Annotated in this window: 20 protein-coding genes and 1 pseudogene; 4 read left to right on the forward strand and 17 right to left on the reverse strand. The window is 59.0% G+C overall.

Annotated features, from left to right (window positions below):
• Positions 1-3: 3 nt before the first annotated feature.
• The 5 genes from DDF70_RS08560 to DDF70_RS36465 all read right to left on the reverse strand — a co-directional run bounded on the left by DDF70_RS08560 (position 4) and on the right by DDF70_RS36465 (position 3,412).
• Positions 4-555 (reverse strand): macro domain-containing protein, encoded by a 552-nt coding sequence (locus DDF70_RS08560; protein WP_114944456.1) that lies wholly within the window; start codon positions 553-555, stop codon positions 4-6.
• A gap of 102 nt (positions 556-657) precedes the next feature.
• Positions 658-1,284 (reverse strand): GIY-YIG nuclease family protein, encoded by a 627-nt coding sequence (locus tag DDF70_RS08565; protein WP_245435411.1) that lies wholly within the window; start codon positions 1,282-1,284, stop codon positions 658-660.
• Positions 1,285-1,573: 289 nt separating this feature from the next.
• Positions 1,574-1,861 carry a hypothetical protein gene (locus tag DDF70_RS08570; protein ID WP_114944458.1) on the reverse strand — a complete coding sequence of 96 codons (288 nt, stop codon included), beginning with the start codon at positions 1,859-1,861 and terminating at the stop codon, positions 1,574-1,576.
• Between the two features lie 13 nt (positions 1,862-1,874).
• Positions 1,875-2,972, reverse strand: a complete 1,098-nt coding sequence (locus DDF70_RS08575) for a DNA-methyltransferase (RefSeq protein ID WP_114944459.1) — start codon at positions 2,970-2,972, stop codon at positions 1,875-1,877.
• 44 nt (positions 2,973-3,016) lie between these two features.
• The gene (locus DDF70_RS36465) at positions 3,017-3,412 is read right to left on the reverse strand and encodes a hypothetical protein (RefSeq protein WP_162820288.1); all 396 of its coding nucleotides are present in this window, start codon (positions 3,410-3,412) and stop codon (positions 3,017-3,019) included.
• Positions 3,413-3,557: 145 nt separating this feature from the next.
• Here DDF70_RS36465 and DDF70_RS08585 point away from each other — a divergent pair, with 145 nt between their 5' ends.
• On the forward strand, positions 3,558-3,959 hold the full coding sequence (locus tag DDF70_RS08585) for a hypothetical protein (protein WP_114944461.1): 402 nt from the start codon (positions 3,558-3,560) through the stop codon (positions 3,957-3,959).
• A gap of 10 nt (positions 3,960-3,969) precedes the next feature.
• On the opposite strand, the gene DDF70_RS08590 is transcribed toward DDF70_RS08585, so the two are convergent.
• The 5 genes from DDF70_RS08590 to DDF70_RS08610 form a co-directional block, all read right to left on the reverse strand.
• The gene (locus DDF70_RS08590; protein ID WP_162820289.1) at positions 3,970-4,239 is read right to left on the reverse strand and encodes a hypothetical protein; all 270 of its coding nucleotides are present in this window, start codon (positions 4,237-4,239) and stop codon (positions 3,970-3,972) included.
• Positions 4,240-4,282: 43 nt separating this feature from the next.
• Positions 4,283-4,657 (reverse strand): hypothetical protein, encoded by a 375-nt coding sequence (locus tag DDF70_RS08595; RefSeq protein ID WP_114944463.1) that lies wholly within the window; start codon positions 4,655-4,657, stop codon positions 4,283-4,285.
• A 151-nt stretch (positions 4,658-4,808) separates the two neighbouring features.
• Positions 4,809-5,579 (reverse strand): hypothetical protein, encoded by a 771-nt coding sequence (locus DDF70_RS08600; protein ID WP_114944464.1) that lies wholly within the window; start codon positions 5,577-5,579, stop codon positions 4,809-4,811.
• Positions 5,580-5,599: 20 nt separating this feature from the next.
• Positions 5,600-6,259 carry a ribonuclease HI gene (gene rnhA, locus DDF70_RS08605; RefSeq protein ID WP_114944465.1) on the reverse strand — a complete coding sequence of 220 codons (660 nt, stop codon included), beginning with the start codon at positions 6,257-6,259 and terminating at the stop codon, positions 5,600-5,602.
• Between the two features lie 71 nt (positions 6,260-6,330).
• Positions 6,331-6,576 (reverse strand): hypothetical protein, encoded by a 246-nt coding sequence (locus DDF70_RS08610; protein WP_114944466.1) that lies wholly within the window; start codon positions 6,574-6,576, stop codon positions 6,331-6,333.
• A 573-nt stretch (positions 6,577-7,149) separates the two neighbouring features.
• Between DDF70_RS08610 and DDF70_RS08615 the strand changes: the two genes are divergently transcribed.
• Positions 7,150-7,617 carry a Ros/MucR family transcriptional regulator gene (locus DDF70_RS08615; protein ID WP_114944467.1) on the forward strand — a complete coding sequence of 156 codons (468 nt, stop codon included), beginning with the start codon at positions 7,150-7,152 and terminating at the stop codon, positions 7,615-7,617.
• Positions 7,618-7,625: 8 nt separating this feature from the next.
• On the opposite strand, the gene DDF70_RS08620 is transcribed toward DDF70_RS08615, so the two are convergent.
• Positions 7,626-8,024 carry a thermonuclease family protein gene (locus DDF70_RS08620; protein ID WP_114944468.1) on the reverse strand — a complete coding sequence of 133 codons (399 nt, stop codon included), beginning with the start codon at positions 8,022-8,024 and terminating at the stop codon, positions 7,626-7,628.
• A gap of 8 nt (positions 8,025-8,032) precedes the next feature.
• On the reverse strand, positions 8,033-8,506 hold the full coding sequence (locus DDF70_RS08625) for a hypothetical protein (RefSeq protein WP_114944469.1): 474 nt from the start codon (positions 8,504-8,506) through the stop codon (positions 8,033-8,035).
• A 255-nt stretch (positions 8,507-8,761) separates the two neighbouring features.
• Here DDF70_RS08625 and dinB point away from each other — a divergent pair.
• Positions 8,762-9,801 (forward strand): annotated as a pseudogene (gene dinB, locus DDF70_RS08630) (DNA polymerase IV).
• 145 nt (positions 9,802-9,946) lie between these two features.
• The gene (gene recA, locus DDF70_RS08635) at positions 9,947-10,990 is read left to right on the forward strand and encodes a recombinase RecA (protein WP_114944470.1); all 1,044 of its coding nucleotides are present in this window, start codon (positions 9,947-9,949) and stop codon (positions 10,988-10,990) included.
• A 34-nt stretch (positions 10,991-11,024) separates the two neighbouring features.
• On the opposite strand, the gene DDF70_RS08640 is transcribed toward recA, so the two are convergent.
• From DDF70_RS08640 to DDF70_RS08670, 5 genes are all read right to left on the reverse strand, one after another.
• Positions 11,025-12,257, reverse strand: coding sequence for a GGDEF domain-containing protein (locus DDF70_RS08640; protein ID WP_114944471.1), 1,233 nt, complete (start codon positions 12,255-12,257; stop codon positions 11,025-11,027).
• On the reverse strand, positions 12,257-13,690 hold the full coding sequence (locus DDF70_RS08645) for a putative bifunctional diguanylate cyclase/phosphodiesterase (RefSeq protein ID WP_245435412.1): 1,434 nt from the start codon (positions 13,688-13,690) through the stop codon (positions 12,257-12,259). The genes DDF70_RS08640 and DDF70_RS08645 overlap by 1 nt, the downstream gene beginning before the upstream one ends.
• Positions 13,691-14,396: 706 nt before the next feature.
• A complete protein-coding gene (locus DDF70_RS08650; protein WP_114944473.1) occupies positions 14,397-15,179 on the reverse strand; it encodes a metallophosphoesterase in 783 nt (260 codons plus the stop codon).
• A 592-nt stretch (positions 15,180-15,771) separates the two neighbouring features.
• Positions 15,772-17,121, reverse strand: a complete 1,350-nt coding sequence (locus DDF70_RS08660; RefSeq protein ID WP_114944475.1) for a M10 family metallopeptidase C-terminal domain-containing protein — start codon at positions 17,119-17,121, stop codon at positions 15,772-15,774.
• Positions 17,122-18,217: 1,096 nt separating this feature from the next.
• Complete coding sequence (locus tag DDF70_RS08670) at positions 18,218-21,910, reverse strand: vitamin B12-dependent ribonucleotide reductase (protein WP_114944477.1); 3,693 nt, start codon at positions 21,908-21,910, stop codon at positions 18,218-18,220.
• Positions 21,911-22,036 lie beyond the last annotated feature (126 nt).

Raw genomic sequence — 22,036 nt, forward strand, 5'->3', positions numbered from 1 at the left:
TCCCTATTGGACGTAGATCGTGACGTCGATCGGGGAGGCTCCGAAGACCTCATTGATGATGGCCCGGATCGTCGGCCAGTCGCCGCCGGAAAGTCCGGCTCCAATCCGGGGGAGGGCCAGGGAAGTGGGGCGAGTGAGTTCCTCCGGCCGCCGAGGGTCGAGGGCGATGCCTGCCAGCATCTGGTTGCGGGCCGAGGTCAGTGAGGAACGAACGGCGTCGTATTCGACGCGGCGCCGGTCGGTGCCGACTTCTAACTGGATGAACAGGTTGGCGATCGCCGCCAGATTCGGGCGCAACCGCCGGCGGAGCCCCACCTCGGTCACGCCGACGAACTGAACGGTACCAAGCAGAGAGGGAGCAACGGCCGTGTTTGGACGAGCGCCGCGGACGGTCGGCACCGAGCTATGGAGTTGCTTGAACTCACGTTTGACGTGCGGCCAGGTGTTGGCGATGGCCTCGGCAAAGCCCTTGCCCATTGCACCAATGCAGTTGGTGCCGTGACCGATGACCATGGCTTCCGTCTGAAGGGCGTTGCCGCGAGTTTCTCGAATCATCGAAGTTCCTGGGGTTTTCCAAAAGATCGAATTCGACCCCTTGCCCTGATCTCCGATTTAGTAATTCGTCTGCAACAAGTTTAATTCGGGATGATGAATGCGCTAATTTCGGTTCAGGCCCATTTCTCGGCTTTGGAGCTTGCGCTTCCAGAGGTCCTCCATGCCGATGATGTTCTCGACCGTGCTGGCAGAGCCTGCAACTTCTAGAATGGAAACCTGGTAGTCGCTGGGGTCTCGGCTCCGGAGGGCGACGTTGCCGCCGTGGCCACCGTGGACGTAGGCAAGCCAGCGGCCGTAGAACCCACCCTCGCCATAGGCCGCGCCGACATATTGCTCCTTGGTCTTGGGACAGGTCAGGAGATAAACCCCGCGTGAGTTCGAAAGGGTAGTCCGCCAGGGGAGCGGGAGTCCTTCGAGCGTCGAGAGGGGTGAGAGGAAGCGGCTGAACCCGGGAAACTCAGGCTCTTGAAATGCTGCCCGGATTTCAAGAATGGCCTTATTCTGATTGTCGGCCCGCTGGATCCAGGCGCGTTCTGAGGCGCCCCAATCAATCACGAGGCGGCCGGCGAGGTCGTTGAGTTGCTCCTCCAGAGCGAGATCGTAGATGTCGCAGGTGCCGGCAAGATCGATCCCGTCGGCATGGGGCCAAACTCGGTCCTCCTTGGATGGCCCTAAATAGCGGCATCGGTAAAAACCGGCGAGGAGCGTTTCCCCGGCCGGAGTGACCACGAAGGATGCCCAATAGCCTGCCTGCAGCTTCGGTTTGTTCCCGAAGCTCTGAGTGCCCTGGTACAGTTCGAAGGCAGGCCTATCGTCCCTCCATAGCTCGTACGGCGTCCGGCCTCTGGCCGAGCGAGGGTCTTTATGCCTCAGAAGACGAACATCTGAGGGCGGGATACTGGCTTGGTCGAAGAGTGTATTTAGGTAGAGCGGCATCGATCGCTGGGCGGTTTGCCTAATCGGAGACCAGGCGTTCTATGAACCTTGTAGCGCCCATGCCTTAAGCGGCGGTTATCCGCTAGGGTTCAAAGCCGCGGCTGATCCGGCTCGCCGAGTTCTTGATGGATGAGGCAAAGACCCACTGCATGACGTCTTCCTCATTGTCATGCGGTTCGTGATCGGACTGGTTTACGAACCGCGCTCTCATGCCGATGTCGTCATCCCTGAGGATGCCTAGGGCATTGTCCCAGCGAAGGTTCTTTTTTACTTGCGCGGTCCGGGCCCGCTCCATCAGGTCTGGGCCGTAGGTATCCGACTTCGGAGTCGAAATATGCGAAAGCTCGGTGAGCTTGATGTGGCGTCTCATCGGTCGGCCCTCATTAGGGGAGAAAGTCGAGAAGGTTGGTCTGGGCCGGCGCATCGACGCGGCGAGCCTCGGCCTGCCAGACGGCGAGCGTCTCATCCGAAACGCCTGGGAGGTGGGAGACGAGATCTGGTTCCACGGAAGCCAGGCGCTTGGCTCTAATGTCCTCGTAGAACAGATCGCACCCGGAGAAGCTCCGTCCGGTTTCGCGGCAGGCAACATGCGTTGTGCCGGATCCGGAGAACGGATCGATTACGAGGTCCCCCGGCATCGAATAGACGAGGACCGCCCGACGGGCGAGTTCTAGGGGGAACTGAGCGGGATGGCCGGTCCGTTCAGGATGATTGTGGCCGATGCTGCCAATATCGTCCCAGACATTCGACGGCCAAGCACCTAAAGGGTGGGAACTCAATTGGCCTTTTCGAGCCCCTTTGAACGCTCGCTTGCCTGGCCCTTTCTGGGGCCTCCTGGCTGGCGTCGGGTTAAAAACAGGGTTCGAACCCTTCGAGAATACCAAAGCAGTCTCATGACGCTCTGCCAAGCGGCCGCGGGGCGTGAGACCGTGCGGCTGTGCCCAAATTACCCTGGACTGAAATGTGAGGCCAGTCTTCTTCAGCGGTTCGAACAGGAGCGCATCGAGTGGCGCAAGGCCTCCGGTCTCGTCGCGTGTCGATCCGACTTGTAGGAACAGGGTGCCGCCGTCCTTCAGTATGCGAGCGCACTCCGAGATGACCTGCATCGTCCAGCCCATGAAATAGACGAAGGCCATCTGATCGGCGGAGGCGCCATCGCCATAGCGCTTTCCGACGTTGTACGGGATGCTGGTCATAACAAGCTGGGCGCACTCATCTGGCAGGGAGTCTAGATAATCCAGAACGTCGGCCTTCGCCGTCGTGTCTATCAGAGCAGCAAGGCTCTCGAGCTGGCGGGCTTTGCGTTCCGCAGCCCGCTCCCGGATGCGGGCCTCCGTTTTGCGAGCGCCGTGTTTGAGTGCGAGGCCATAGATCCTGCCGCGGCTCCACCCTGAGGCCGCTCGTATCTCGTCATAGGTCATGACCGGCAGGGCTTGGAGGATGTCGGCCTCGGTCACCAGAACGGGCGAATGAGCGTTCACGTAGTTCTCCAGCAGTGAATGGTATCGAAAGTCTGCAGGGAAGGTCAGGCGACGCCGATCGCGAAGGAGACCTTGCCGTCGATTGCGAACACTTGAGCAGTCGCTACGGGCTCCAGGGTGTCAGCTCTGACGAACGTGTCGAACTTGTGTGGGTTGTACCGGATCTGCACTGCATCAGGATGATTGCGCACGGCTTCGACGTCCTGATCGCGCACATGCCCGCGAGCGTACGCATGGACGTTTCTAACATTCTCCTCGCGGGTGCGGCGCAGACCGGCTTTACTCACTTCAAAGCGAACGTCCCGGAGTACGACCTGCTTTGGCTTGGCGACTACCTTTCCCTTGTTCTCGCCGGTCATGGCCTTAAGGGAGCTGCAGCGTCGATGAAGATCGCAATAGGCGCGGACTTCGCCAGTGGGGAGGTCGGTTGAGGCATCCATGGGGCTCTCGCTAGGGATGGTGGCCGACGGCTGAACAATCCGGACTTTTAGCCCGAAACAAGGGAACCGGATTGTAGATGGGGGCCGTTTAGTGGAGAAAGGGCCTCCGCGATGGCGACGGCCTGAGATACAACGAGACGGAACGATGAATTCTAAGCGCCTATTCTTGGCTTCGATCCTCGGACTGGCTGTAACACCGGCTTCTGCGCTGACATTACGCTGCGAATTGATCAGCAATCCCATAGAGGCTGACCGCATGGGCTCGGTCAATCGGTTCGTGATTGATGAGGCTGCCCACGAGGTTCATATGTACTCGCGGTATACGCCGAGTGAGCCTGAATGGAGCTTCCGGACCAAAAAAGGCGATGTCTTCGATCCAAAGGGCGATAGCTTCTTGGTGAGAAGGGACACCACTGGCATATTCGGAGCAGGAGTGAGAGCGGGATTCCCGCACGCCTTCTACTACAACACGGGCACAAAGAACCTGACTTGGACCTACATCTGGAAGGACAAAGTCACTATGATGCAATGGTTCTGCCAAGCCTGACCTCGGCGACTTACCGAACCTGAAGGATCGCGTGGTTGGTCTTGCGAAGCGCCTCCAAAGCCATCTCCTGGTGAGGAAATAGCTTCGAAGCTTTGGCCTTTCTTAGATCCTCCTGTGCAAACGCGAATTCGTCGACCAGCTTCGAACGGTCTAGGCCAACAAACTCCCAGCACTGGCGCGCAGTAGGCATGACGTTGGCGCAAATCCGCTTGATCTGGCCTAGGAGGCCGGATTGCTCACGGGCGAAGCCATATTCCGCCTCCGGGTACTGCCGGGCCATCTGCCGAACGGCGTCCAGGATCTCAGAACGCGCTTTCTGTCGATCAAGCATCGGTATCAACTCCGTTGATGATCGGGCGCTCGGCCCGGAGATTTGTAATGATTTCGGCGAAGTCGATGTCCTTTGATTTGCAAAGGGCTATCAGGTCGAAGAGCAGAAACTGAACCTGGGCGTCAGGCTTGCCTGCCACATCCTTGGCAAAGGCAATTTGGGCCTGCTGCAGGAGCACATCGAAATGTGATCCCTGGGCCTCACACAGGTCCATGAGGGACAGGACCAGGTGCCAGATCTGGATACCTGTGTCGCCGACCATTCCGGCCGTTCGTTCATAGGTATCTATGGCAAGTTCGGCCCGGGTTGTTCCGGCGAGTGCCTCAAGAACAGCTTCGGCTGAATGGATCGACTGTGGACTGATCATGGGAGTGTCCCTTTCGACGGATGAGTTGGTCAGTCAGCAAGGAGGCCGAAAAGCGCAACCAGCGCCACAGACCCGACAGCGCAGGCTGGGATGAACATAAGGAGCGCGAGGAGGAACTTGGTTTCCTCGCGCGTGATCAGTTTCCCGTTAGTCATTGGCCGAAAAGCTCCTTCTTGCGGGTATCGAGCCGGTCGTTGGCGAAAGCCATCGCTGCAGTCCTGTTGGGACGCTCTTCTGCAGGACAGGTGTCGACCTTGAGGAACTGGGCGATCTTTATCCTCGCCTTCCGGATCTCGGCGATGCTGTCGAGCGGGATGTCCAAGAGGTATCGGCGGACCTGGTTCACGTACGGATTCGTTTCGTCGGGTACAGTCTCCCGGAGGGTGACCCGATTGAAGCCCCGCCGAAGGTCAATTCTGATCCTTACTGGGACCAGGTCATTGCGGCTGATCTCGATCTCAGCAACGCCGTCGCGATGAAACCGGATGGTCGAGGACACCAAGAACTTGTTCTTGAGCGATCCTTCCTGGACGAGGCGGTAAACCTCCATACGATCCGAAACCTGGCGGGATCGCCGGTCGATCATGAGGAGGAGACCCGCTTTCTTCTCAACGAGGGGCGGCTCGACCGTGATCTCGGCGAGTGACACGAACCTCTGGAACGAGGAGCTTGCAAGAGTCCCCAGGCGCTTCTGAACGGGACTCGGTCGCACCCGGTCCGAGACGAAGTAGTACGCTGCCGGCAGGACCGTCAGGAGCATGAAGACGAAAGCGAGCGAGGTGTCGAAGATCAGATCGACAAAGGCGAACACGAGAAATGCCACAACGGCGGCCAGCACGGGCGCGGCGGCGAGTTTAGCCTTCAGAGCTTGGAGCGAGCGGGATCGTGCCCAGACCAGAGCCTGGGATGCATACGTCGTCATGACTGTCCTTGGGCGTGAGGTTAGCGGGATTTCAGGTGGTCGAGGGCAGCCTGTGCAGCGTCTCTGAGATCAGCGGGTGAGCCTGTCGCCAGTGCCCGTTCGAGTTGCGCAATGATCTGTTCCTCGGACGACTTCACCGGAAACTGGATCTTCGGAGGCGAGGGTCGCTTTTGTTCGTTCGCGCCATTCCAATCTGGCTCCAGGACGGTGCCGCGGCCAGCGTTGACGGCCAATTGATCGGCCATCTCATTGTATTGGTTGCCATTATGGCCGCGGACCCACTGCCATTTGATCTGCTGCTTAGACGCGAGGCGGTCGAGCTCCTGCCAGAGATCTTGGTTTTCGACCGGCTTCTTCTGGGCATTGCGCCAGTTGTTGCGCTTCCAATTGACGATCCATTCCGTGATGCCCTTGATCACATACTGGCTGTCGGCATGGATGGTGAAGGTGCACTCCTCCGCCTTGAAATGATCTAGCAGCGCGATGGCGGCCGAGAGCTCCATCTTGTTGTTCGTGGTCTGCGAGCCGCCAAAACCGGAGAGGGAATGGGCCCTGCCGTGCCTATCCAAGATGACGACGCCGAAGCCGCCCGGGCCGGGATTTCCAGAGCAGGCGCCATCGATGTAGGCCTGAACGACGAGGCGGCCGGCAGCGTCACGCAGAAAATGATTATCGAACATGCGGGAGGTCTCTGATTGAAAATGGCTGCGAAGCAATCAGGGGCCGTCGAAGCGGCCCCCTGGTGCCTAGGCTAGTGCCAGCGTGAGGCGAGGCTGGCAACTGTCGTCTCGCCCGGATCGAAGGAGATTTCAGCGGTCATCTTCCGAGCCTGCCCTGCGGAGGCAAAGCCGAGAACGAGTGTCGCCCGGTTTTCGCTGGAGATGAGGTTGAGGCTCATCGACTTGAGAGTGCCGTGGGTAGGCTCATACATGCGACGATAACGGTCGCGCAGCTGGGCGACGGTGCCGTACCGGGAGTTCGTGTCGATCGCGATCATGTACTCTACTCTCGTTTGGATCAGATTTGCCACCTGGCTGCCGTTTGGTTGCTCGGCAGCTTTTGGGGATTTTTCTGATCTTGTGAACCGATTTCGAGGCCATCAAAGAAGAAATAGAACAACAGATTGGGAGGATTTTTCCGACCGATTTTAACGCCTTACGGGGTTTAGATAAGACGTCATTTTTCGCCCTAAAACTGGTCCGCTGACCGCCGATCCAAAAACAGAGCAGATCCCGATTAGAACACCAACACCACTGGAACCCACCAATAGCCTTGCTCTACCAGATCAATCCTTCCAGAGCCGCCCTGAAAAAATCATCCCGGCGGCTTGGAATAGAGCCCATTGGAAGATAAACGCCTTACGGGGTTTAACTGCCCCGCAATTTTAGGTGCCAAACTGGTCCGTTGACCGCAAGTCCAAGAACTCAGCAGATCCCGGATAGAACACAAACGCTAATGGAAGATCCCAATAGCCTTTTGCTCCAATCGGAGCATCCCTTTGAAGGTGGTCCTGTCTGAACCACCGCGCCTATATCCTCCGGACTGCTTAAACCCACAAGTGAGCTACTCTATGAACAACCCTGAAGTCGCCACCACATCGACGAACAACGATCTTATTCAGATGACGGCCGACGTCGTGACTGCCTACGTGGCGCACAATTCCCTGGTACGGCAGGACATTCCGACATTGATCGAGAACGTGCACAGGGCCTTCGTGAAGATTCAAAGCGGACCTGAGGAGATCAAGATTGCAGAGCCTCTGCAGCCTCGGATGCCAATCAAGAAGACGATCACGCCGGACTATCTGATCAGCCTGGAGGATGGCCGCCAGTATCGGACCCTGAAGCGGCACCTGAGGGGAGTAGGCCTAACGCCGGAGGAATACCGGACCAAGTGGGGCCTGCCTCACGACTATCCGATGGTTGCGCCGAACTATTCTCAGCAGCGTTCTGAGATGGCGAAGACCATGGGTCTTGGCGCCCAGGGGAAGAAACCTGCAAAGAAGGCGGGCCGTCGCTCCGCTGCGGCATCGGCGTAAGCAACTCGTCAGGTCCAGCGTTTGGCATGACCAGCGCGGACAAGGAGGCGGCCCAGATCAGAGCCGTCGAGTGCGATGCGGGCGAGGGTTCGCCCGTATCGATCCTTACCCTTCCTGCGGATGGTGGCAGAACGGGCCCGGTCGATCGTGTCCCGGAGGAACTCGGTCGCGGCAACAGCCCTGGTGAGCTCTTTGCGGGAGCGCGGTCGCCGGAGTTCGGGTGCATTCACGTTTTGCAGGCGAATCTTTTCTGAGACGGATCGGTCCGGTCCGATGATCCAGACGGTGTCACCGTCGATTACGCAGAGATTCCGTGGATTGATGGTCTGCTTTGCAGAGTACCGGACCCAGTTCCACAACAGGTAGACGAACAGGAGAGCAAGGGCAGCCGAAACAAGAAGGCTCATGGAACTCCTCAGGCGATAGCTTGCGTGGAGATGGAGGAGGAAGAGCAGACTAAGACCCGTTTGATCCGCTCGAGGTGGCGAGCCGCCAGCGCCGCATCCAAATGGCGGATGCCGGTGTAGACGCGGCGGCTCATGTATCCGGCAGCGTGAGCTGTGTTTTTGCGCCGCTCCTCCTTGCGTACCTTACGTGGGTCGATGGTGCGGATGAGGGAGACAGGCCCGAAACCCTGCCCACGGCGGGCGAGGGTGTCGTGAAGGCATTTCTCGCCGCTCGGTGTAATCATCATACAGGTGACGCGCTTCCGGCCGCCGGCGGGTTGCCTGGTGCGGCGCAGGTGTCCGAGCCTCAGAAGATCCTCGACATATGAGGTGACGGCATAGGCCCATTTGACCTGAACGGCGAAGCCCGCGTCTCCGCGGGAGGCCGCAAGGCGGAGGTAGGCCGTGCGTATGGCAAGGCCCTTGTGCTTGTCAGCCGACATCGAACGCTCCTGAAATTTCGGGGATTGATCGAAAAAGATCTCAAGAACGGCGGCCCCACAGGAAAGAGGTGGAAATCCTGGGCGGGGAGTACAAATGAAGAACAGGCAATGCTATTACTAAGGCGACCTGATAGCCTGTATCCATTCGTGGGGACCACGTTGGACATCACCCTTGACCCAGTCATTGCACGCGAGAGGCCAAAGGAAGCCGCTCAGACCGAGGGGTTCATTGATCGCAAAGTGATACATTGTGACATGGACGCCTTTTACGCGAGTTGCGAGCAGAGAGACAATCCCGAATTGCGCGGGAAGCCTGTCGCGGTGGGCGGCTCAAGAGAGCGGGGCGTCGTGGCAGCTGCGAGCTATGAGGCTCGCCGCTTTGGTGTCCATTCCGCAATGCCGTCGGTAACGGCGCGCCGCAAGTGTGCTGATCTGATCTTCGTGAAGCCACGCTTCGACGTCTACAAGCAGGTTTCCCTGCAGATCCGCGAGATCTTCCACGAGTACACGCCTCTGGTGGAGCCCCTCTCGCTGGACGAGGCTTATCTTGATGTCACCGAGAACCTGAAGGGCATAGCGTATGCAACGCAGGTTGCGCGTGAGATCCGAGCGAAGATCTTTCAGGAGACGGGACTGACAGCGTCGGTCGGTATATCATATCAGAAATTTCTGGCGAAGATGGCATCGGATCAGCGTAAGCCCAACGGCATGTTCGTCATCACGCCGGAGATGGGGCCGGCGTTTATGGAGCAACTCCCCATCCAGAAGTTTCATGGGATCGGCCCGGCGACGGCTGCCAAGTTCAACAGGTTGGGGATTTTCACCGGGCTTGATCTGAAAGGACGCTCGCTTGAGTTTCTTCAGGAGCGGTTCGGCAAGGCTGGGAGCTATTATTACTGGCTCGCCCGGGGCGTCGATCACCGTCCCGTGCGCCCAGACCGGATCCGGAAGTCTGTCGGGGCCGAAAACACGTTCTCGAACGATCTAACGGAATTGGAAGCGATGAAGACGGCGCTCCAGCCGATTATCGACAAAGTCTGGCGGCATTGCGATCAAACGGGGGGCGGGGCCGTACGGTGACGCTAAAGGTCAAGTATGCGGACTTTCACCAGATCACCCGCAGCCGAACGCTGTCAGGCATGGTGGAGGGCAGGGCGGCGCTCGAGGCTGCGTCGTTTGATCTTCTGTCGGCTTTGGCTCCCTTCCCAAAGGCGGTTCGGCTCCTTGGGGTCTCCCTCTCCACCCTAAATACGGATGAAGAATCCGAACCCCCGCAGCTATCGCTGGCCCTCTGAGCCGCACGGAATTGCTGAGCGAAATGTGAGTATGCAGCCAAGCTTTGTCCCCGACAAAGTGGCGCAGTTCTCGATTTGTTCTGGTCATTCGGCTCCGATCAGGATAGGGTCCTGCAATCCCAAAATCAGGACGTGCGGAGCCCTTATGAGCTTGGATAAGAACAAGGCGATCGAGACAGCGGTCGCGCAGATCGAACGCGCCTTCGGCAAAGGCGCAATCATGCGCCTGGGCGGCGATCAGGTTGTGGAGGTCGAGACAATCTCGACTGGCTCGCTTGGACTCGATATTGCCCTGGGTGTCGGCGGCCTGCCGAAGGGCCGCATCATCGAGATTTATGGGCCGGAGTCGTCGGGCAAGACCACGCTCACGCTTCACGCCATTGCCGAGGCCCAGAAGAAGGGCGGCGTTTGCGCATTTATCGACGCAGAGCACGCGCTTGACCCGGTCTATGCCCGCAAGCTGGGCGTCAATCTCGACGATCTCATTGTGTCCCAGCCGGATAATGGCGAGCAGGCGCTGGAGATCGCCGATACGATGGTTCGCTCGGGGGCGATCGACGTCGTGATCATTGATTCCGTCGCTGCCTTGACCCCAAAAGCCGAAATCGAGGGCGAGATGGGAGAGAGCCGTCCTGGCTTGCAGGCCCGTCTCATGAGCCAGGCGCTGCGTAAGCTGACTGGCTCCATTCACCGTACGAACACGCTGGTGATTTTCATCAACCAGATTCGCATGAAGATCGGCGTGACGTACGGCTCCCCTGAGACGACAACGGGCGGCAACGCGCTCAAGTTCTATGCCTCGGTGCGCCTGGATATTCGACGCACGTCGACCCTGAAGGATCGCGACGAGCCGATTGGCAACCAAGTGCGCGTGAAGGTCGTCAAGAACAAGGTCGCTCCGCCCTTCAAGCAGGTCGAGTTCGACATCATGTTCGGTGAGGGTATCTCGAAGATGGGCGAGCTGATCGATCTCGGCGTGAAGGCTGGCGTCGTCGAGAAGTCGGGCGCCTGGTTCTCCTACGACAGCCAGCGTCTTGGGCAGGGCCGCGAGAACTCCAAGACCTTCCTGAAAGAAAACCCGGAGATCGCAGCCCAGATCGAGGGCAAGATCCGCGAGAATGCGGGCCTGCTCATGCACGATCTTCAGGCCAATGATACAGGCGATACCGCTGCGGACGATGCGGCGTAATGGAAAAGGCCGGTCCTCGCGACCGGCCTTTTTCTTAAGCGACCTGTTGATCCGGTAGAGAGACAATATCGAATGAACGATAGCGTCCTCTGCCTTCCGATTTTGCCTGATACAAGGCCTTGTCCGCGCCCCGCATGATCTCGTCGCGGGTCAATTGGGGATCCTTCGCCATGAAGATCCCGATACTTGTTCCGATTGTGATCTCCTGGCGATCCAGTCCAATCGGTGCGCTGATCGCTGCAATGATCCGCTGCGAGATTGTCTCTGCAATTTCGACTGATACGGGATCCCTGAGCAGGATGGCGAACTCATCGCCACCAAGACGGGCAGGGATATCATTGGCTCGGATTGAGTTCTGGAGACGCTTTGCGACGATCCGCAGCAATTCATCACCGGCTGCGTGGCCGAACTTGTCATTGACCAGCTTGAAGCCGTCCAGATCGAGATAGAGGACCGTCAGCGGCTCGCCGTGGGTGCGGAGCCTGTCAAGGTCAGCGTCCAGACGTTGGCGGAACAGAACCCGATTGGCCAACCCGGTGAGGGCATCGTGGTGGGCCAGGTATGTCAGGTTCTTGGCCAGATCCTGAACCTCGTCATGCGCGCCCTCCAACAGATCGTTCTGCCGCTTCATGAAGGCAATCAGACCAAAGCCGCAGAGGATCATCCCGATCATCATGAACGTGAAAGTGCGATGCAAGCTCATCAGCGCGACATGATTATCGGTAATCAGGTCGGCAACATATTGGTTTGCCACCCCGACAAGATGCGGCAAGATCGTCGCAATTGGCTCGAGGATTTCTGTTGCCTGGGCGGCCGCGCCGGGCTTCTCGATGCCGTAGATGAATGGCTCGGCGGCTTTGCGGATTTCATCCAGGCGATCAGCAGCCATCCTCGTGTCTTCATTGCTTTGGATGAAGGTTCCGAAGTTGCCATCCTTCAGCATAATAAACCGGCTTTGAACGATGTCGAATCTGAGAATGACGTCGTCCGCGGTGACGCCGCTGTCACCGGTGCGATAGGCAAGAAGGGCATGCTGAAGGCGAAAGAACTCAGATTCGGCCTTGTTTGCCACCCACGCCACATCCAGGCGCGAAACTCCTGCCAATTTGTCCTGTCGGTCCGCAATGAGCCATAAGAAGTAGGCTGCCCCGATAATGAAGCCGGCGCCAAGGATCACCAGGACAATCTTGAGCCTGTTGAGGGATTGTGCCCGGTTGGGCGCCCTCTTGCTTATGGCTTTCATTGCTTTCAGGCCGCTGATGATCATTAAATTGCCGCCTCGCTAACAAGACGAAGGCGTGTGCTCGGCAGCGGAATGACATTGTCGAAGACCAGAGGTCCAATCTCGCTGGCAGGGACGGGAGCTCCCAGGAGGTAGCCCTGAGCGTCGGTGAATCCTTCCTTGATCAGGAAGTGAAGCTCGTCCGGCGTCTCGACCCCTTCGGCAATGACGGGCAGGCCGAGACCATCACACAGCAGGCGCACGGCCCGGACGATCGCGGCGGCCTGCTTATTGGCATGAACTGCCTTGATGAACGATCGGTCGATTTTGATCTTGTCGAGCGGAAACTCCCGCACATTCGACAAGGAGGAATAGCCGGTTCCGAAATCGTCCATGGCGATGGTGACGCCCAGCGCCTTGAGCCTGTTGAGCGTTTGCCGGGCTCGGCCGGGATCACTGATGAGGGCTGTCTCGGTCACCTCGATCTCGAGGCGCTCTGGCGAGAGCCTGGTGTCAGCCAGAATGCTTTCGACCAACTCGGCCAGTCCCTGATCAATAAGCTGCCGCGCAGAAACATTGACAGCAATCGTGAGTGGTCGGGTCCAGCTTGCTGCCTGCCGGCAGGCTGTGCGTAAAACCCATTCTCCGACGGTGAGGATCAGGCTGCTCTCCTCGGCGATCGGTATAAAGAGCCCGGGCGGGATGTCACCACGGGCGGGATGCTTCCACCGCAACAGGGCCTCAAAGCCCGTCACCTCCCCAGCGCCGATCTTCGCCTGGGGTTGGTAGACAAGGTAGAGTTGATCATCCTGGAGGGCTTGGCGGAGATCCTGTTCGATGGTTCGGCGTTCGCGCAGCTTGTCGCCCATCGCTGGATCGAAGAAGCGGCAGGCCCCGCTCGATTCCTCCTTGACCCGGTGAAGAGCGGTATCGGCGCATGAGAGCAACTCGGCCCGGTCACCGGCATCGGTTGGATACAAGGCGATGCCGATGCTCACAGATACGGACCCGGGAAGGTCTTTGACCTGAAGGCCGGCAGCGACTGCCTTCTGCAGCCGCTCTGCAAGGAGGCGGGCTTCCGTCGGGCTTTCAATATTGGGCATGAGAACCGCGAATTCGTCGCCGCCAAGCCGCGCAAGGATCTGACCGCGGCTCAGGACCGTCGCCAGCTTGCTGGCAACGTCCCGAAGGGTGTGGTCGCCGGTCGTATGACCATAAAGATCGTTAATGTCCTTGAAGCCATCGATATCGAGGCAGAGGATTGCCAGCTGTTGGGTCCTTGCCTGGTGGACGGAGATCTCGCGATCAAGCCTGTCAATGAAGTTGGCCCTGTTCTCAAGGCCCGTCACAAGATCACGGGTCCGGTTCCAACGGTCCCGGATACTCATGCCTGCGCCGATCCCGGTGAGAACGACACCCGTGACGAAGGCCAGGAGGGTTAAGCTGATGCCAAATCCATCCGGGGGAGGGGGCGCCACCACTCTGGTTCCGACCCAGTAGGTCGACCATAGGCCGAAGAGAGCAGCCGCGATTGCCACGCCTTTGAGGACAAATCGCTTGGAGCCCCGGACTTTGCCTGCCTGTTTCCACTGATGGACGCACGTAAGACAGGCAACAGCAAGGGTCGCAACCTCCATCGCAATCAAGAGAGCAGATCGCTCTGTGAAGACAAATCCAGAAACGGTCAGCATAGGACGCCCGCGTTAACCTCCGAGCTTCAGCTGCCACAAAGTGCTTGAACTCGAACCAGATCAAAAATGTCGATGGTGATGTCGATATACCGGGTTCTCACCGGTATGGCGGGGCGGCATCATGCCTTTGGATCGGGCCCAGACGGGTGAGCATCCAATCCGCCATAGGAAAGTCAAATCAAGACTTTCACTGCTGTGACTTTTAATTCGGATCCGGGCCAATCACAATCAGCGATAAGCGTGTTAAGCACCAGGGTTAATCCCAAGCCTGGACCATCAAACCCAATGTTTGGTGTATAGAATCTTTAAGCTTCAGGAGGAGGCGCAGGCCCGCTGCTTCGGACCTGCGCTCCGCCTAGCTGACGTACACCAGCTTCCTGGGATCGAGTTCGTCTTCACCGTCCCATTGATATGCGGCGAGATGGCCGCCCTTCGCGACGGAGTAGTCGAGGCAGAGCCGGCGCCGGTCAGTCAGGCTCGGATTTCCCTGAAGCTAGTAATGGCCAAAGACCACCGAGGCGGCGTGGTCGTAGTCCAAGCGATCCTCGGGGCCGAGTTCGATATCCGGCAGGAGAGCGGTTGTCTCTGGATCGACGAGAGCAGCGCTCCTGTAGGTGGTAGCCGCATCGTCCCACCAGCGGATGCGGGTGTTGGTGCGCTCGTGACCATCCTTATCGAAGAACGATACGCCTGCGGGGAGGGCGATCTCAAGGCCCTTCAGGAGGATCTCGACGGCGTTGTGCGCCGGATGCCCCTTGGCGAAAGAGGCATAGACGCCATCCTTTGTGAGCGAAGCTTCCTGATTGACGAAGTCCCTCATGACGGCGATCTCGCGAGGATGCCAGCAGGCATGGATGACCCGAAGGCCATCAGTCTCCCACCAGAGGGGAAGGGTCATGAACCACTCGACCAGTTCCCGGTGGAGAGGAGAGCCCTCACCGGCGGCCTGCAGAAACGCCTGATGTTGGTTGCGGTTCTTGGCACTGTGCGCCCGGAGCGGCCGAGAGGGCTCGTTGGGATCGGTGAGGAACCAGCCGATGGCATTGTGCTCATGGTTGCCCATCGTCACAAGGGCGAAGCCTTCGTCTCTCATGCGGCGCAGGATCTGAACGGTTTCGAGTTGCTCGGGCCCCCTGTCGATGAGGTCGCCCACGCTGACCAGCGTCCGGTCCTGATGCTGCCAGGTGCCGTTCTTGAGCTTATAGCCAAGCTTGGACAGGAGGGCGGTAAGCTTGGACGCGTGTCCATGGACGTCGGCGACAATATCAAAGCGCAATTCGAACTCCTTTCAGGTGCACTTTCAGCACCCAAAGCTTGGCCGTTCGTACGAGACGGACGGGCGCCATTTGATTTCTACTTTTCGGGGATCTTGATGACCTAAATTGCCAAGCTTTGCGGAAGAAATAAAGCCAAAACTTCCGCCTTGAATGTTCGGAATTAACCGAACGTTAACCATGTCGGCGATATCAAGGCAGCAACCGGGATGTGGGGCACTCGGCTGACGTGGTTAAGGGGTGGCGCGGATGTACCGTCACCCCTGACCACTGTCCAGCGAAGGGGTTCAATCCCTGCTGTAGGCGAGTGAGATCCCAAGTGGGAGTGGTCCCAGATCCAGGTCGCCGGCGATCTCGACGAGACGCCCATGATTATTCCCGATCGCATTCATAAGCACGTGCTCGAATTCAGCGACGGTCTCCCTTTCACTCGGGATGGAATCACGCCAGCCGCAATCCTCTGCTTGTTGCAGTCGCTTTCGGCGAGCGTCCAATTCAGCGAAATATTCACGAAGGGTCGGCATCGGTTTCGGGGCCTCTTGGTTTCATCTGCCCGAAACAAGAAAGGGAGGCCTGAGGCCTCCCCTTGTGGGTTTAGAGCATGAAGTAGGCGGCCTTCATGGACGAGACGCCTTTGACGCCGATGTAGTGGTCTGCGACGCCGTCTCCGTTGGAGTCGATAACGAGGTTATCGGTGGCAGTGTTGTAGTAGAACTGCCCCGCCTTGTTGGCATTCAGCTTCCAGTCGCCCGTGGAGTTGCCGAGGAAGGTCATCTTCTGGCGGCCGGCGACATCCGGGTTAGCATCGAAGCTCCGGAAGTTGATCTTGTCGTCCGCCCGAAAATCGTAGATCCGATCGAACGAATTCAGGTCGCCGAGGTCTCCGTAGGAGTTGAACTTGAACTGGTCTTTCCCGGATCCTCCATAGAGCCGATCAGCGCCACCACCGCCCCAGATGGTGTCGTTTCCGGCACCACCCGATAGGTAGTCCATCCCGTCGCCGCCGCTGAGGAGGTCGTTACCCGACTCCCCATAGAGCTTGTCGTCGCCGGCACCACCATAGAGCTTGTCGTTACCGGCGCCGCCCTTAAGGGTGTTGTTCTCGGAGTTGCCAGTGATCGTATCGTTGAACTTCGAGCCTTTGGCGTTTTCGATAACCGTCGTCTTGCTGATAACAACCTGGCCATCAGAGATAACAGAACCCGCCTTCTTGTTGACGTAACTCCAGCTTCCGGGTTCAAGATTGATCGAGACTTTGTACTTCGCAGCCGAAGCGTCGAGCGTATCGATCCCGCCAGGATCGAACAGGTACTTGTCGTTACCCATCTTATAGGTGTTGTTGCCCAGGCGAACCTGCGGAGTTCCGTAGATCTCCTGGAGCGCCATGATGTCATAAACGCCCATCTTGTTGTCGGGGCCGGTATAGTCGTAGCCCATGGCGGAAGAGGCGAGCTCCTTCCCCCTCAGGGCGTACGGCCCCTCGAAGGGGTGCTGAAGTCCGAGAGCATGGCCGATCTCATGGAGCAGGGTGTGGATGCCCTGACCGCTCTTGGTGTTGTACTTGATATGGCTGTCGGCCCAGACCTGGCCCTGCTCAAACCGTCCGAGCACCTTGTTGTAGTAGATGCCCATCGAACTGCCGACGATATCTCCGCTGAAATCGTACTGGCCGAAGGCGAGCAGAGAATTGGCTGCGTCAGATTCGACGAAAGTCACATTGGCGATCGAGGAGATGTAGCCGAGAGCGGCATAGACCGTCGCCTTCTCCTGAGCCGAGTAGGTCGAGAAGGTCGATGCCTTCCTGTCGCTGCTGCCTTCCGGGGCCGCGTTCATGAAAGAGAAGGTGATGACGGCTCCTTCTCCGTCAGCCTTGTTTGCATAGTCGCGGAAAGACTCGTTTTCCTTATCGGTTCCGCGGAGGGCGAGGATGGCTCTAGCAGACATATTGTTACTTTCTCATTCTTGAAGCATGAGCAAGCGAGCGCACTTGTAATGCATCAAACCGAAATAGAATGGTAGGATACAAAACCGTTTGCGCCGCTGGCGGTCAAGCTGTTTCAGTTTCATTCTGGGGATTTAATTTCCCGTCCTAATAAGGACGCCGTCTCGAAATCCCGACTGGCTTGTGCACCGCGGATGATCGTCATTGCCCGTTAATCAGTGTGGCAAACGGGGTTTGTTGATCCATACAAAAAGGGGGCGTGCTCAAGCGCCCCGTGTCTCGCTAATCTTTAGTTCAGGCGAAGAGTTCGGTCTGTCTGATCTTAGGTTTTGCCGCTGCTGCTTCCAGAGCGAGTTGCCTCTGAACACGCGGACTGTGCATTCCGATCTTAAGACGGCGACGTTCGTCTTCACACCTGGCGATGTAGTCTTGAAGGGTACCATCGCGGACGGCCTCGCACATCTCGCGAGACCCTGATGCAACCAACCGATTGCCATCGTAGAGGACGCTGGGTCCGTTCTCGACATCGATAATATGCACGGGCAACATCTCCTTAGATATGCGCTCTACGTCCAGCCTGAATGGCTCGAGGCATCATGGATTGTCCGGGGCGACAACGATCGGCGACATACGATCCAGCCGCAGAGGCACTCGAGAAAACGCCCTCGAATTTTCCGTCGATATACAGACCAACGTGATCAGAGCCGCGAATTGGGGTCAGATCGTATGTTCGCTCTGTCCGAGGCTTCGGGCTCCGGGACGGCACGGTCCGGACAATCTTAAGGGCTGATGCCTGGGTAAGGGCGGCGCTAGCGTCGTCGAATGGTCCGTGTGACAAACCATCGATGATCAGTTCTACCCGCGAGCCGTCGAGGGGATCCAGTCTGATCTGACCCAAAATGGCGCAGCGCCGGACTTTGCTATTCAGCTTGCGACTGAAAGTCGTTCGATTTCCATAGGAGCCGGTTTTGGAGCACTTGCGCATGGTCGCATATTAAGGAAGGCAGATGAGGTCTCTCCGCACGACGCACTGATGGGCGGTATCGTGCGGAGAACTGGGTTAAACGACGCCTTTATGGGCGCCAGGGCTCGGATGCGTTAGCTGCATCCGCCGTTCTGATTTCCGCACGAAGTGCATGAAATGCACTTGCCCGCACGCACCGTTTCGAACGATCCGCAAGAGTTGCAGGTCTCCCCAGTGAAGCCTTGGCTCTTTGCCTGGCTCACCTTTGTGGCGAGATCGTCAGCCGGCCTCGTCACCGGAGGTTGGAACGGCAGACTCTCGACCGGGTGCATTGCCAAAGCGGCGTTGCCGTCGACCTGAGGGATGATAGCCGCCGTTGAGATGGCGACGGTCTGAGCGACCGTCTGGACATCGGAGCGAACAAATCCGCGGGAGATCGGGAGGACGACGCCTGTAGGATCGGAGGAGCTGCCGTCGTTCTTGCCAAGCCCGACGGTCGTCGGTGCGTTCTCCGGCTCTACGTGAGCGAGGTCATTGCGGCCGAGATAAGACACGGCAAGCTCGCGGAACACGTAGTCGAGGATCGAGGTCGCGGACTTGATGCGATCATTGTTCTGGACGAAGCCGGCCGGCTCGAAGCGCGTGAAGGTGAAGGCCTCCACGTACTCCTCCAGCGGCACGCCGTATTGCAGGCCGAGCGAGATCGCGATGGCGAAGTTGTTCATCATGGCCCGGAAGGCGGCGCCTTCCTTGTGCATGTCGATGAAGATCTCGCCGAGGCGTCCGTCGTTGTACTCGCCGGTCCGGAGGTAAACGCGGTGCCCACCGACTGTCGCCTTTTGGGTGTAGCCTTTGCGGCGGTCGGGCATACGCTCCCGATCCCTGACTTTGATGATGCGCTCGACAACCTTCTCGACCATCCGCTCGGAAATCTGAGCGACCTTGGCGGCGGCCGGCAGGGCGGCGACCGTCTCGGCGGCGTCCTCCGCATCCTCGTCCTCATCGGCGATGAGGGCGGAGTTGAGCGGTTGCGAGAGCTTGGAGCCGTCGCGGTAGAGCGCGTTGGCCTTCAGACCCAGCTTCCAGGAAAGCATGTAGGCGTTCTTGCAATCCTCGACGGTGGCGTCGTTGGGCATGTTGATCGTCTTGGAGATCGCGCCCGAGATGAAGGGCTGCGCAGCCGCCATCATGCGGATGTGGCTCTCGACCGAGAGATAACGCTTGCCGATCTTGCCGCACGGGTTGGCGCAATCGAACACCGCGTAGTGCTCGACTTTGAGGAAGGGAGCTCCCTCGAGAGTCATCGCCCCGCAGATGTGGATGTTTGCGGCCTCGATGTCGGCCTTCGAGAAGCCGAGGAAGGACAACAGGTCGAAGGACGGGTCGCTGAGTTTTTCCGCCGGCACTTTCAGTGTGCCGGTCAGGAAGTCCTCGCCCAGGGTCCAGCGGTTGAAGACGAACTTGATGTCGAAGGCCGATTTCAGGCCCTTCTCCACCGCGTCGATCTTCTCGTCCGAAAATCCCTTGGAGCGGAGCGAGCCCGGGTTGATGGCGGGAGCCTGCTTCATGGAGCCGTGGCCGACCGCATAGGCCTCGATCTCGGCGATCTCGGACTCGCGGTAGCCGAGCGCGCGCAGGGCGTCGGGCACCGCCCGGTTGATGATCTTGAAGTAGCCGCCGCCGGCGAGCTTCTTGAACTTCACGAGGGCGAAGTCGGGCTCGATGCCGGTGGTGTCGCAATCCATCACGAGACCGATCGTGCCGGTGGGGGCGATCACGGTGGCCTGCGCGTTGCGGTAGCCGTTCGTCTCGCCGAGCTCCAGGGCCTTGTCCCAGGTCCGCTTGGCCTCTGCTGCGAGGCGCTCACCCAGGGAGTTCCACGCCTCGTTCAGGGGGCCCGACCGGTTCAGGATATCCACATCGAGGGGGACAAGACTGGTCGAGAGCCCATCGTACCCGTCGAGAGCCCCGATAGCCGCGCGGCGGTGATTATACATCACGCGCAGCATATGCTTGGCATTCTTCTCGTACTGCGGGAAGGGGCCAAGTTCCCCTGCCACCTCGGCCGAGGTGGCATAGGAGACGCCGGTCATGATCGCCGTGATGGCGCCCGTAATAGCCCGACCCTCATCAGAATCGTAGGGCAAGCCCATGGTCATGAGCAGGCCGCCGATATTGGCGAAGCCGAGGCCCAGCGTGCGATACTCGTAGGAAAGCTGCGCGATCTTCTTGGATGGGAATTGCGCCATCGTCACCGAGATTTCAAGCACCACCGTCCAGAGACGGCAGGCGTGCTGAAAGGCCTCGATATCGAAGGAGCTGCCCTTGCGGTCCAGGAACTGAAGCAAGTTGGCGGAGGCGAGATTGCACGCCGTGTCGTCCAGGAACATGTATTCCGAGCACGGGTTCGAGGCCCGGATGCGGCCACCCTCAGGGCTGGTGTGCCAGTCATTCATGGTGGTGTTGAAGTGCAGGCCCGGATCGGCCGACGCCCAGGCGGCATAACCGATCTGCTCCCACAAGTCGCGAGCCTTGAGGGTCTTCATGACCTGGCCACCGCGACGGGCCGTCAGGTGCCAGTCAGCATCGTTCTCGACGGCACGCAGGAACTCCTCGGTCACGGAAACGGAGTTGTTGGAGTTCTGGCCGGAGACCGTGAGGTAGGCTTCCGAGTCCCAATCGGTGTCATAAATCGGGAAGTCGATGTCGGTGTAGCCCTGCTTGGCGAACTGGATCACCCGCTTGATGTAGTTGTCCGGAATCTGGACGCGACGGGCGAATTTGATTTCCTTCTTCAGCGCCGGGTTCTTCTCCGGGTCGAAGCAGGCATCGCCTTCGGCCTCGCAGTTCACGCAGGCCTTCAGAATGGCTTTCAGGTGCTTGGAAGCGAGTTTGGAGCCGGTCACGAGGGCGGCGACCTTCTGCTCCTCTTTCACCTTCCAGTCGATGTAAGCCTCAATGTCGGGGTGATCGACATCGATCACGACCATCTTCGCCGCGCGGCGGGTGGTGCCGCCCGACTTGATCGCGCCGGCCGCCCGGTCGCCGATCTTGAGGAAGCTCATGAGGCCCGACGAGCGGCCGCCGCCGGAGAGCTTTTCGCCCTCGCCGCGCAGCTTCGAGAAGTTGGAGCCGGTGCCGGAGCCGTACTTGAACAGGCGCGCCTCGCGGACCCACAGGTCCATGATGCCGCCCTCGTTCACCAGATCGTCCTCAACGCTCTGGATGAAGCAGGCATGCGGCTGTGGATGTTCGTAAGAGGACTTCGACTTCGTCAGCTTGCCAGTCTTGTAGTCCACGTAATAGTGGCCCTGGCTCGGACCATCAATGCCGTAGGCCCAGTGCAGGCCGGTGTTGAACCATTGCGGCGAGTTCGGCGCCACCATCTGGTTGGCGAGCATGAAGCGCAGCTCGTCATGAAATGCATGGGCGTCTTCCTCGGAGGAGAAGTAGCCGCCCTTCCAGCCCCAATAGGCCCAGCAGCCGGCGAGGCGGTCGAACACCTGCTTGGAGGAGATCTCCGATCCATAGCGGCTGGCTTCCGGCAACTCGCCAAGAGCGGACTCGGTGGGCACGGAGCGCCAGAGCCAAGAGGGAACGTCGTTCTCCTCGACCTTCTTCAGGCGGGCCGGAACGCCGGCCTTGCGGAAATACTTTTGGGCGAGGACGTCCGCAGCGACCTGGCTCCAGGTCTCAGGAACCTCGATGTTCTCGAGCTTGAAGACGACGGAGCCGTCCGGATTGCGGATCTCGCTCGTGGCGAGCCGGAAGGGGAGGGCAGCATAGGGCGACTGCCCTGCTGTGGTGAAACGGCGCTCGAACTGCATCGTGGGGCTAATCCTTACTTCGGAGATCTCGATCTCCGGGCCGCAGGTGCGGCTCTTTGACGAGTGGTCTCAGGGTCGTTCGCTTCCCAATGGAGGGCATACCCGAAGCGACCCAGAGGATGTTCT

Source organism: Microvirga calopogonii, assembly GCF_003347665.1.
Taxonomy (GTDB): domain Bacteria; phylum Pseudomonadota; class Alphaproteobacteria; order Rhizobiales; family Beijerinckiaceae; genus Microvirga; species Microvirga calopogonii.

Bases quoted from the DNA above. Each gene is read 5' to 3' on its own strand.
- DDF70_RS08610 (WP_114944466.1), bottom strand. From the start codon at position 6,576: ATGATCGCGATCGACACGAACTCCCGGTACGGCACCGTCGCCCAGCTG.
- DDF70_RS08590 (WP_162820289.1), bottom strand. From the start codon at position 4,239: ATGGCCCGGCAGTACCCGGAGGCGGAATATGGCTTCGCCCGTGAGCAA.
- DDF70_RS08660 (WP_114944475.1), bottom strand. From the start codon at position 17,121: ATGTCTGCTAGAGCCATCCTCGCCCTCCGCGGAACCGATAAGGAAAAC.
- DDF70_RS08625 (WP_114944469.1), bottom strand. From the start codon at position 8,506: ATGTCGGCTGACAAGCACAAGGGCCTTGCCATACGCACGGCCTACCTC.
- DDF70_RS08615 (WP_114944467.1), top strand. From the start codon at position 7,150: ATGAACAACCCTGAAGTCGCCACCACATCGACGAACAACGATCTTATT.
- DDF70_RS08585 (WP_114944461.1), top strand. From the start codon at position 3,558: ATGAATTCTAAGCGCCTATTCTTGGCTTCGATCCTCGGACTGGCTGTA.
- DDF70_RS36465 (WP_162820288.1), bottom strand. From the start codon at position 3,412: ATGGATGCCTCAACCGACCTCCCCACTGGCGAAGTCCGCGCCTATTGC.
- DDF70_RS08595 (WP_114944463.1), bottom strand. From the start codon at position 4,657: ATGATCAGTCCACAGTCGATCCATTCAGCCGAAGCTGTTCTTGAGGCA.
- rnhA (WP_114944465.1), bottom strand. From the start codon at position 6,259: ATGTTCGATAATCATTTTCTGCGTGACGCTGCCGGCCGCCTCGTCGTT.
- DDF70_RS08620 (WP_114944468.1), bottom strand. From the start codon at position 8,024: ATGAGCCTTCTTGTTTCGGCTGCCCTTGCTCTCCTGTTCGTCTACCTG.
- DDF70_RS08670 (WP_114944477.1), bottom strand. From the start codon at position 21,910: ATGCAGTTCGAGCGCCGTTTCACCACAGCAGGGCAGTCGCCCTATGCT.
- DDF70_RS08640 (WP_114944471.1), bottom strand. From the start codon at position 12,257: ATGATCATCAGCGGCCTGAAAGCAATGAAAGCCATAAGCAAGAGGGCG.
- DDF70_RS08600 (WP_114944464.1), bottom strand. From the start codon at position 5,579: ATGACGACGTATGCATCCCAGGCTCTGGTCTGGGCACGATCCCGCTCG.
- recA (WP_114944470.1), top strand. From the start codon at position 9,947: ATGAGCTTGGATAAGAACAAGGCGATCGAGACAGCGGTCGCGCAGATC.
- DDF70_RS08560 (WP_114944456.1), bottom strand. From the start codon at position 555: ATGATTCGAGAAACTCGCGGCAACGCCCTTCAGACGGAAGCCATGGTC.
- DDF70_RS08570 (WP_114944458.1), bottom strand. From the start codon at position 1,861: ATGAGACGCCACATCAAGCTCACCGAGCTTTCGCATATTTCGACTCCG.